Consider the following 8,788-nt stretch of genomic DNA (forward strand, 5'->3'; position numbering starts at 1 on the left):
ATGACACAGGCACCGAGCACGAAGCCGCGCACGCGTTTCACGAGGTTCAACGTCTCGGTCGCAGCGGTCGTCTTTCTGACCCTTGCCGGAACCAGCGCGGCCACCGCATCCTGGACCGCGCCAGCAGCGATCACGTCTGCCACGGTGACGACAGGAACTCTCACCGTCTCGCAGGCAACGACACCGTCACTCAACAAGGACTTCAACTCCACCGGAACAGCGACGCAGTTAAGGACTGTCGCCGTCACTGTGACGAATAGCGGTTCAATCCCCGCCCCGTTCACCCTGACTCTCGGTGGTACATCAGCAAACGGACTCGCCGCGGCAATCACCGTGAACTCGTGGCCGGCCACATCCGCCTCACAATGCACCGACGCGGCAACGCTCGGCGGCGCTGCGAAGAATTGGACGACTGCGGCGTCACAGACGGGCACTCTCGCCGCCGGGGTGTCGGCATTCTTCTGCGTTCGCACGTCGTTGACCCCGAGCCAGATCTCGGAAACCGTCATCGGAACGGTGGCAGCCACAGTGACTGTTGCGTCGAATATCGGCAGCTGGACATCGGGCAACTCGACAGCGGTCGTTCAGAAGGCACTCGACACGACAGCCCCGACAGTGCCGGGCAAACCGGTGGCCTCGGCCACCACGGGCTCACAAACGACTCTCACCTGGGCTGCGTCGACCGACAACGTCAAGGTCGTCGCATATGACATTTATCGAAACAACGTCTTGGTCGGGAGTTCGACGACGAACTCGTACACCGACGCGGGGCTCACGGCTTTGACGGCGTACAGCTACACAGTGAAGGCGCGCGATGACGCACCGCTCTCTTCGGCGGCATCCGCAGCGACGAGCGTGACCACGGGGCCCCCGGTGTACACGGTGACGAGCCCGGCCAGCGGCTTCTGCCTCGACGCCGAAGGGGCAGGCACCACTTCGGGCACTCGGGTGATCGCCTTCCCCTGCCATGGCGGGTCCAACCAGAGCTGGACATTCGCTGCCAGCGGCAAAATCTCTGCGCTATACGATCCGTCGTTGTTCATCCGACCCGATTCGAATTCAACCAGTGCGTCAATCGAGGTTGTCGATACTGGCACGACACGGACCGCATGGACGCTTGTTCCCGTCAGCGGCGCAGCAGGCCAATACCAGATCAAAAACAATTCCACTGGTTACTGCCTCGACATGGGGGCGAACCCAACCCAGACCCCGATCACCCCGGTGACGCAAAAGAATTGCACCGGCGCTCCGTCCTCACAACGCTTCACACTGACGGTGGTGAACTCGTCATGATCGGGTCACGAATCATCAACAAGGTCGCAGCGGTGGCTCTCGCCGCTGGAGTTACCTCGGCTCTCGCGGTGGCGGGAGTCGCGGCTCCCGCCTCGGCGGCATCCGATCAGATTCTGGTCAGTGCCGATGGGGTGAGCTGGTCGACGTCGCTGAACGCCGATCTGTTCGCTGGGGCCGGGCTGCTCATTCCGGAGGGCTCCCAGAGCGCATCGCTCTGGGTCAAGAACCCCACTGACCGGCCGGTCGAAGTGCGATTGAGCGCACGCAACGTCAGTTTCTCGTCACCTGACTTTTCGGCGAATCTGTCGCTCGCCTCCTGGAACTCGGTTGACGACGAGACGCTGACAACGCAGGGTGACGCTGTCACGAAATGCGAAATCTTGGTCAATTCGCAGTCTCTGGCCGCAGGCGGCGTGCTCAAAGCCATTGTCACGTTGACGATGGCCGATGTCTTCGATCTAGTCGCTCAGGATGCTGATGCGAACGTCAACGTGATGGTTTCGATGCGCGACGCCGCGGCGGGGGCATTCCCTGCTTCTGCCTGCGACGATGATGGAGTCATCGTGGGTCCAACGACGCCAACGGCCCCGACGCCCGGGCCCACGACGGCGCCTTCCACGCCGACTGGAACGATCACCGGGAGCGGAGCCGTCACCACGAAGCCTTTGGCACAGACGGGTGCGGATGCCGCGACTCCCGCGCTCGTCGTCGCCGGGCTACTGGGCGGAGGCCTCGTGTTCTTCCTGATTGGGCGCCGACGTCGCAAGACCGACGCCTCGTAGCTGAGATGTCATGAACGGTGCAACGAAAGTGAACGAAACCGGCGACGCATTCCACGTCGCGATCGCAGCCGAGGCTGCCCCCTCGGCCTCGGCTGCGATCGCGACGGGAGCGAAGGCAGTGCCGGAGAAGAGTCTGTGGAGTTACATCGGGCTCTCCGTGAGCGCAGTTCTTCTCATTCTCGTTGTTGCACTTGGGGCCGTCGCCATCGTCATCCCGAAGCTCACCGGGGCAGTGCCGATGACCGTCCTGACCAGCTCGATGGAGCCCGGACTGCCGCCGGGCACCCTCATCATTGTGAAGCCAGTGAACCCGGACGACTTGGCCATCGGCGATGTCGCGACCTATCAGATGGAGTCGGGCAAGCCAGGAGTGATCACCCACCGCATTATCGCGATCAACCTGATCGCCTCCGGAGAGCGCACCTTCGAATTCATGGGCGACAACAACGGTGTCGCGGATGCTGAGGCTGTGCGGGAAATTCAGATTCAGGGCAAGCTCTGGTACTCGATTCCGTTGATCGGTTGGGTCAACAACCTCGTCAACGGTGCAAACAAAGTCTGGATCGTGCCGGTCATCGCCGGACTTCTCTTTGCATACGCCGGGTACATGCTCCTCAGCAGCGTGGCCGCGGCCAGCCGTACACGTCGCAAACGTCAGTACAGCGCGAAGGCTGAACGTGCACGCACCGCACCAACGGCTGGTGTCCCGAGGGCTGAGCCGACGCCGGACCCGCTAGGCGGCAGCGACCCGCAGCACGATCTTTCCGCGCGTGTGCCCCTGCTCCAGAACCCGGTGAGCCTCGGCTCCGTCAGCGAGTTCGAACACCTGCCCGACATGCGGACGCACGACTCCTGAGTCGATCAGTGCGGTGATCGTGTCGAGCACCCGCGCGTCGGCCGGCACTTTGTAGCCGGTGGCACGGATGCCTGCAGCCTCAGCTTCGGCCCTCATCGTCGGCCAGCTGCCGGTCGGGGCATTGACCAGGATGCCGCCGGGCCGCAGCACGCCGAGCGACCGGCTTCCGGTGTTGTCGTGAACGTTGCCGATCAGATCGATCACGGCGTCGACATCCGTCACGACGTCGTCGAACCGGGTGGCCGAATAGTCGATGACCTCGTCGGCGCCGAGCTGCCGCAGAAAGTCGAGATTGCGGGCGGAGCCGGTGGTGATGACATGCGCGCCGAGGTGCCGCGCGAACTGCACGGCGAAATGGCCGACGCCGCCGCTGCCGGCGTGGATCAGAACGCGCGTTCCTGGCCCGATTTCGGCCAGTTCGATCATGCCCCAGGCGGTCAGGGCGGCAACCGGAACCGCTGCTGCCTCTTCGTGGCTGAGCGTGGCGGGCTTGCGGGTGACGCTCATGCTGGTCACTGCGACGAACTCGGCGTAGCTGCCGCTCGTGCGCGGAACGCGGCCCATGCCGTAGACGGCATCGCCGGGTCGCAGCCCGAACGCCTCATAAGGGGAGCTGACGACAACGCCGCTGAAATCGAGGCCGAGCACGGCAGGAAAGCCAGTGATTGCGCCGGACGAGCCGCCACCGGCGCGGGTCTTCGCATCGATAGGGTTGATCCCCGCAGCGATCACCCGAACGAGCAATTCGTCGCCGACGGCAACCGGGATCGGCACCTGAGCCAGGTGCAGCTCGTCCGTCGCTCCCGTGCGGTCGATCACGAGGGCGCGCATGGTTGTCGGCACGTCGTTGGCAGTTTCCATGTGCATCATTCTCCGGCATGGCTAGGCTTCAGATGACACCCGCGGGGTGGGCAGATCGCTGCCAGGCAGTGAAGAGACGGGAGAGCCACCGTGAGAAGAACCTACGGCGCAATTCGGATCGTGGCGGCAGCGGGAATCATCGTGGCGGTGATCGGCCAGCTGGCCTACAGCCTCGGGTTCAACCCGCCCGACGTGTCGAACTTTCTCTGGAACTTTTTCAGCTTCTTCACGATCCTCTCCAATTGCCTGGCCGCGATCGTGCTGCTGATCGGCGCTTGGTACTGCTTCAGGGTCGAGATCGATCCGCCCTGGTTCAACCTGGCCCACACCTCCGTCGCCACCTACATGGTGACCACCGGGATTGTGTACAACCTGCTCCTGCGCGATATCTCGCTCGACCAGGGCACAACGCTCGGCTGGTCGAATGAAATTTTGCATGTCTGGGCACCGCTCTACTTGCTGCTCGACTGGCTGTTCGCCGCCGGGCGCACGCCGCTGCCGTGGAAGCGGCTCTGGGTGGTGGTCGTCTTTCCCGTCGTCTGGCTGATGTACACGATGATCCGCGGCGCACTGCTCGACTGGTACCCGTACCCGTTTTTGAATCCTGACCAGCCGAGCGGATATCGTGGCGTGGTCTTCTACGAGATCCTGATCGCGGTGGTGATCCTGGCGGTGGCCGCCGGGTTCTTCGCGCTCAGTCGAGTACGCAAGTTGCAGCCGCCGGCCTGACCGGCGATTAGCGCCGTTGGTTCGCCCGCGCCTGGTGGTCGAGAAGATCGATCAGTTGATTGGCGAAACCGACGAGGATGGCGATCTGGTCTTCGTCGCGGTCGATCCACTGGCACTCTGGCACATCACTGATCGGCACGAAGTTGTCGTGTTGCTCCCAGACCAGCAGGGTGCGCTCGGCGCCCAGCACGTATTGCTGCCACCACACCTGACGCAGGTATGAGCGCGGGATGCTGCGCCACGGTTTGCTTGTCGTCTTGATTTCGGCGAGCTCGAGGTCGCCGTTCGGGGCGAGCACGACGCCGTCCGGCGTGGCCAGATGACGCGGGTGGCCGGCGGCACGAAACAGGGCGGTGCTCGGTTCGATTCCGTAGTTGCTGCGCACCCACGCCGCGATCTCAGGCTCACGCGCCCGTCCGTGATCGGTGTAGCTGTTGCCGCTGAAACTCGTGCCGTGCATCTTGTCGTAGGCCGCGTTCTGCACCGATTTCACGGTCGCGAGCTTGGCGACATCCGTTGCCGTGATTCCTTGATTGCGCGCGCGCAGCCAGGCCACGCGATCGGTCGAATCGGCGACAATGCGCTGCAGGTGAGAAGCCGGACGCGCTGGCGGTGCGGCATGGGTCACCGCGCTGCGCAGCGATTCCGACGGATGCTTCGCCTCGTCGAAGAGGGGGAGCATGAAGTCGGTCACCCCTCCATTCTCCCTCGCTCGACGCAGGTTACGTGACGGCTGGCGTGAGTTGGCGGTAGATCGGCAGCGACGGTGCGACGAACCGGTGGCCGTTCTCCGCCTGGTCAACTCTCCGCTTGATCGGCCAGCAACTCGGCCAGGGTCTCCAGATTCGCACGCACGGTGCGTGCTTGCGCGCGGGCGACAAACGGGTCGGCGAGACGGCCGAACACGCCGCCCAATCCCGATGCGGCGTCGATCCGGTAGGTCAAGTTTGTGCCGCCATCGGTCGGCTCGAGCACGTTGGTCACCGTGAACTCCATGCTCCCGCCGACCGTATGACTGCTGTAGCGCCGGGGCGGGTCGAAGTCGGCGACGGTGACAGACCAGTCAAAGTGCCGGCCCATGATCTTGCTGGTGCCATTCGCCCGCGTGCCGACGCCGATCGGTTCGTCTCCGACCTGGGAAGCAGAGATGATCGACGAATCCCAGACCGGCAGATTCTCCGGCTTGACGACAAAATCGAAAACCTCTTCCGGCGGGCAGGCGATGAATACACTCTCTTCAATGACTGGCATGGCGTCCTCCTCGGGGCTCAGTTTTTCCCAGCCTCGACCCGCCCTCTGCGACTGTCAACGGGCGGAGCGGCAGGCGATTTGGGTCGGCGCTTCGCGGTCCCGGCGCCGGTCATCCATCGTGGTGATTCTCGTCAGTCGGCGCACGCTGTTCACTCCCTTATATAGAGGGCGGCGATTGTCGTGTCGAAATCGCGTGCTCGTGCCGTCGTTGCACGGGGTTTCGTGGCCTCCAACTCGCCTCAGGAAGCACCCAATCAACTCATAGACTTCTCATAGCTTCGCGAGTGATACTTGCACGATGAGCACACGAGCGTCTGATCGACCGGCCCAGGGTCCGCGGCTGAGCAAAGCCGACGGCAGCGCTATCCGGGTGCTCGTCGTCGACGACGAACCGACCCTCGCTGATCTGCTCGCGATGGCACTCCGCTACGAGGGTTGGGATGTGCGCACCGCCGGCGATGGGCAGAAGGCCCTCACCATCGCGCGCGAGTTTCGCCCCGACGCCATCGTGCTCGACATCATGCTTCCCGACATCGACGGCCTCCAGGTTCTGCAGCGGGTGCGGGCGAGCGGATCGGAAACTCCCGTGCTCTTTCTCACCGCCAAGGATTCCCTCGACGACCGCATCGCCGGCCTGACCGCGGGCGGCGACGACTACGTCACCAAGCCCTTCAGCCTGGAGGAAGTCGTCGCGCGCTTGCGTGGGCTCATCCGTCGGTCGACCCTGTCGGTCGCCGAGGCGAACGACCCCCTGATCCGGATCGGCGACCTCACGCTCGACGAAGACAGCTACGAGGTGTTTCGCGGGGGAGACCAGATCGAGCTCACCGCGACCGAATTCGAACTGTTGCGCTTTCTGATGCGCAATCCGCGACGGGTGCTGAGCAAGGCACAGATTCTCGATCGGGTCTGGAGCTACGACTTCGGCGGGCGTTCCTCGGTCGTGGAGATCTACATCTCCTACCTTCGCAAGAAGATCGATGCCGGGCGCACGCCGATGATCCACACCGTGCGCGGTGCCGGGTACATGCTGAAAACCGCGCAATGACCCAGCCCGATTCTGAGGCGACTGACCCGACTGACGCTCCTGTGTCGACAGAGCCGACTGCTTCGACCGACCCAATGCCTTCGTCGACGCCGGATCCCTCACGTACTGATCCTTCACGTCAAGGAGGAGATTCGGCGACACGCCGCGACGAAGAGGCAGCTGGCCTCGGCGAGTCGCAGAATCTCCTCCCGGACGGTGAGCCGAACGCCGAGCCGAACGCCGAGCCGAACGCCGAGCCGAACGCCGAGCCGAACGCCGAGCCGAACGCCAAGTCGACCAGTGAGCCGGATGCCGCCTCCGACGCGGGGGGTGCGCCGCCCGCGGGCACCCCAGACACTCGCGCCTCACAGACGCGCGCTCCGTGGACTCTGCGGCGCCGGCTCGTGCTCTCCGTCGTGGGACTGTTGGCGCTCGTCAGCATCATCATCGGACTCGTCAGCGTCACGATTCTGCGTGCCTCCCTCGAGGCCCAGCTCGACCAACAGCTGAATTCGGCCGTCGAGCGCTCGCGTTCGGTACTCGAGGGTGGCCCCGACCGCCCCGGAATCCTTGCTTTCACCACGCCGTCGGTCACGGACATCCTGAACGGGCGCGCCCAGCCGCCCGGAACCCTGGCACTCGTCTTCGACGGGGCCACCATCACCGCGGGGTACACCGACGACGTCGGCGACATCCATCAGCTGACGACCCCACAGGTGCAGCAGCTGGTTGACGGGGCCACTCAAACGGCGCCGGTCACCATCGACCTGGGCGGCGAGGTCGGCAGTTACCGCGTTGTCACGGCCACGACCCGCACCGGAATCGCCTACATGATCGGCCTACCGCTCGCGAGCGTCAACAGCACCGCTGCCACTTTGGGGCTGACGATTGCGCTCGTCTCGCTGGCCGGTGTGCTCGGTGTTGCCGCGCTCGCTGCGTGGATTGTGCAGCTTGCGCTCCGCCCACTGCGGCGAGTCACCGAGACGGCGATGCGTGTCTCAGAGCTTCCACTCGACCATGGAGAAGTCGCGCTGGTCGAACGGGTCCCCGAGAGCGACACCGACCCGCGCACCGAAGTCGGTCGTGTCGGCTCGGCCGTGAACCGAATGCTCGACCATGTCGATCTCGCCCTGGAGACCCGTCAAGCCAGTGAGGCCAAGGTGCGCCAATTCGTCGCGGATGCCAGCCACGAGTTGCGCACGCCCCTCGCGTCGATCCGCGGCTACTCCGAACTCACCCGCCGAAGCGGGCAGGCTCTGCCGCCCGACACCGTGCATGCGCTCTCTCGCATCGAGTCGGAATCGGTGCGAATGACCGCACTCGTCGAGGACCTGCTGCTGCTCGCCCGCCTCGATGAGGGGCGTGAGCTCGATCGCGGGACGGTCGACCTGACCATGCTGCTCGTCGACGCGGTCAGCGACGCCCACGCGGCAGGCGCAGACCACCACTGGGAGCTTGACCTGCCCGACGAGCCGGTCGAGGGTGTTGGCGACGCCCACCGGCTGCACCAGGTCATCGCAAATCTGCTCACCAACGCTCGCGTGCACACCCCGGCCGGAACGATGGTCGCCGCGGCGCTCGCCACCGAGGGGGAGAACGCCATCATCACGGTGACGGATGACGGCCCCGGCATCCCAGAGAGCCTGCAGCCCAAGCTGTTCGAGCGTTTCGCTCGCGGCGACAGCTCACGGTTCCGGGGAACCGGCAGCACCGGCCTCGGCTTGGCGATCGCCCGCGCGGTGGTCACGGCTCATCGCGGCGAAATCACCGTCGAAAGTCGCCCCGGGTTCACCCGCTTCACGGTCACGTTGCCGTTGTCGCTAGATCCCGCAGCGACCGCCTAGCTGTACTGCCCAGCAAGGTTAGTTAACCGGCTGATGGGTGGTTGGCCTCCGATTGCGGTGTGGGGCCTGTGGTGATTGTATTCGTGGAGCCAGGCCGGCAGTGCGTTGCGGCGGGCTGATTCGCTGGCGTAGAAGCGCTTGAACG

The 8,788-nt window shown here is 64.6% G+C and carries 9 protein-coding genes and 1 pseudogene; 6 read left to right on the forward strand and 4 right to left on the reverse strand.

What is annotated here, in order from left to right; all coding sequences use genetic code 11:
- The 3 genes and pseudogenes from AB4Y63_RS18665 to AB4Y63_RS18675 form a co-directional block, all read left to right on the forward strand.
- Entirely contained in the window at positions 1-1,293 is a 1,293-nt protein-coding gene (locus tag AB4Y63_RS18665) for a ricin-type beta-trefoil lectin domain protein (RefSeq protein ID WP_441792568.1), read from the forward strand.
- Positions 1,290-2,075: an LPXTG cell wall anchor domain-containing protein gene (locus AB4Y63_RS18670; RefSeq protein WP_441792569.1), complete on the forward strand. Its 786-nt coding sequence runs from the start codon at positions 1,290-1,292 to the stop codon at positions 2,073-2,075. Before AB4Y63_RS18665 ends, AB4Y63_RS18670 begins: the two co-directional genes overlap by 4 nt.
- Positions 2,076-2,085: 10 nt before the next feature.
- A pseudogene (locus AB4Y63_RS18675) lies at positions 2,086-2,655 on the forward strand (signal peptidase I); the annotation flags it as partial.
- A gap of 153 nt (positions 2,656-2,808) precedes the next feature.
- On the opposite strand, the gene AB4Y63_RS18680 reads toward AB4Y63_RS18675, so the two are convergent.
- Positions 2,809-3,792: an NADP-dependent oxidoreductase gene (locus AB4Y63_RS18680; protein WP_441792570.1), complete on the reverse strand. Its 984-nt coding sequence runs from the start codon at positions 3,790-3,792 to the stop codon at positions 2,809-2,811.
- Between the two features lie 90 nt (positions 3,793-3,882).
- Between AB4Y63_RS18680 and AB4Y63_RS18685 the strand changes: the two genes are divergently transcribed.
- Positions 3,883-4,521 carry a Pr6Pr family membrane protein gene (locus AB4Y63_RS18685; protein ID WP_441792571.1) on the forward strand — a complete coding sequence of 213 codons (639 nt, stop codon included), beginning with the start codon at positions 3,883-3,885 and terminating at the stop codon, positions 4,519-4,521.
- A gap of 7 nt (positions 4,522-4,528) precedes the next feature.
- Here AB4Y63_RS18685 and AB4Y63_RS18690 read toward each other — a convergent pair whose 3' ends face one another.
- Positions 4,529-5,215 carry a YqaJ viral recombinase family protein gene (locus AB4Y63_RS18690; RefSeq protein WP_441792572.1) on the reverse strand — a complete coding sequence of 229 codons (687 nt, stop codon included), beginning with the start codon at positions 5,213-5,215 and terminating at the stop codon, positions 4,529-4,531.
- A gap of 104 nt (positions 5,216-5,319) precedes the next feature.
- Positions 5,320-5,772 (reverse strand): SRPBCC family protein, encoded by a 453-nt coding sequence (locus tag AB4Y63_RS18695; RefSeq protein WP_441792573.1) that lies wholly within the window; start codon positions 5,770-5,772, stop codon positions 5,320-5,322.
- Between the two features lie 298 nt (positions 5,773-6,070).
- On the opposite strand from AB4Y63_RS18695, the gene AB4Y63_RS18700 reads away from it, so the two are divergent.
- Both AB4Y63_RS18700 and AB4Y63_RS18705 read left to right on the forward strand, forming a co-directional pair.
- The gene (locus tag AB4Y63_RS18700; protein ID WP_441792574.1) at positions 6,071-6,820 is read left to right on the forward strand and encodes a response regulator transcription factor; all 750 of its coding nucleotides are present in this window, start codon (positions 6,071-6,073) and stop codon (positions 6,818-6,820) included.
- A complete protein-coding gene (locus AB4Y63_RS18705; protein ID WP_441792575.1) occupies positions 6,817-8,643 on the forward strand; it encodes an ATP-binding protein in 1,827 nt (608 codons plus the stop codon). The genes AB4Y63_RS18700 and AB4Y63_RS18705 overlap by 4 nt, the downstream gene beginning before the upstream one ends.
- Here the strand turns inward: AB4Y63_RS18705 and AB4Y63_RS18710 are convergent.
- Positions 8,640-8,788: integrase core domain-containing protein (locus AB4Y63_RS18710; protein ID WP_441792577.1), on the reverse strand; the 149-nt coding region annotated here is incomplete at its 5' end. The genes AB4Y63_RS18705 and AB4Y63_RS18710 overlap by 4 nt on opposite strands.

The organism is Leifsonia sp. YAF41 (assembly GCF_052113185.1).
GTDB lineage: Bacteria > Actinomycetota > Actinomycetes > Actinomycetales > Microbacteriaceae > Cryobacterium.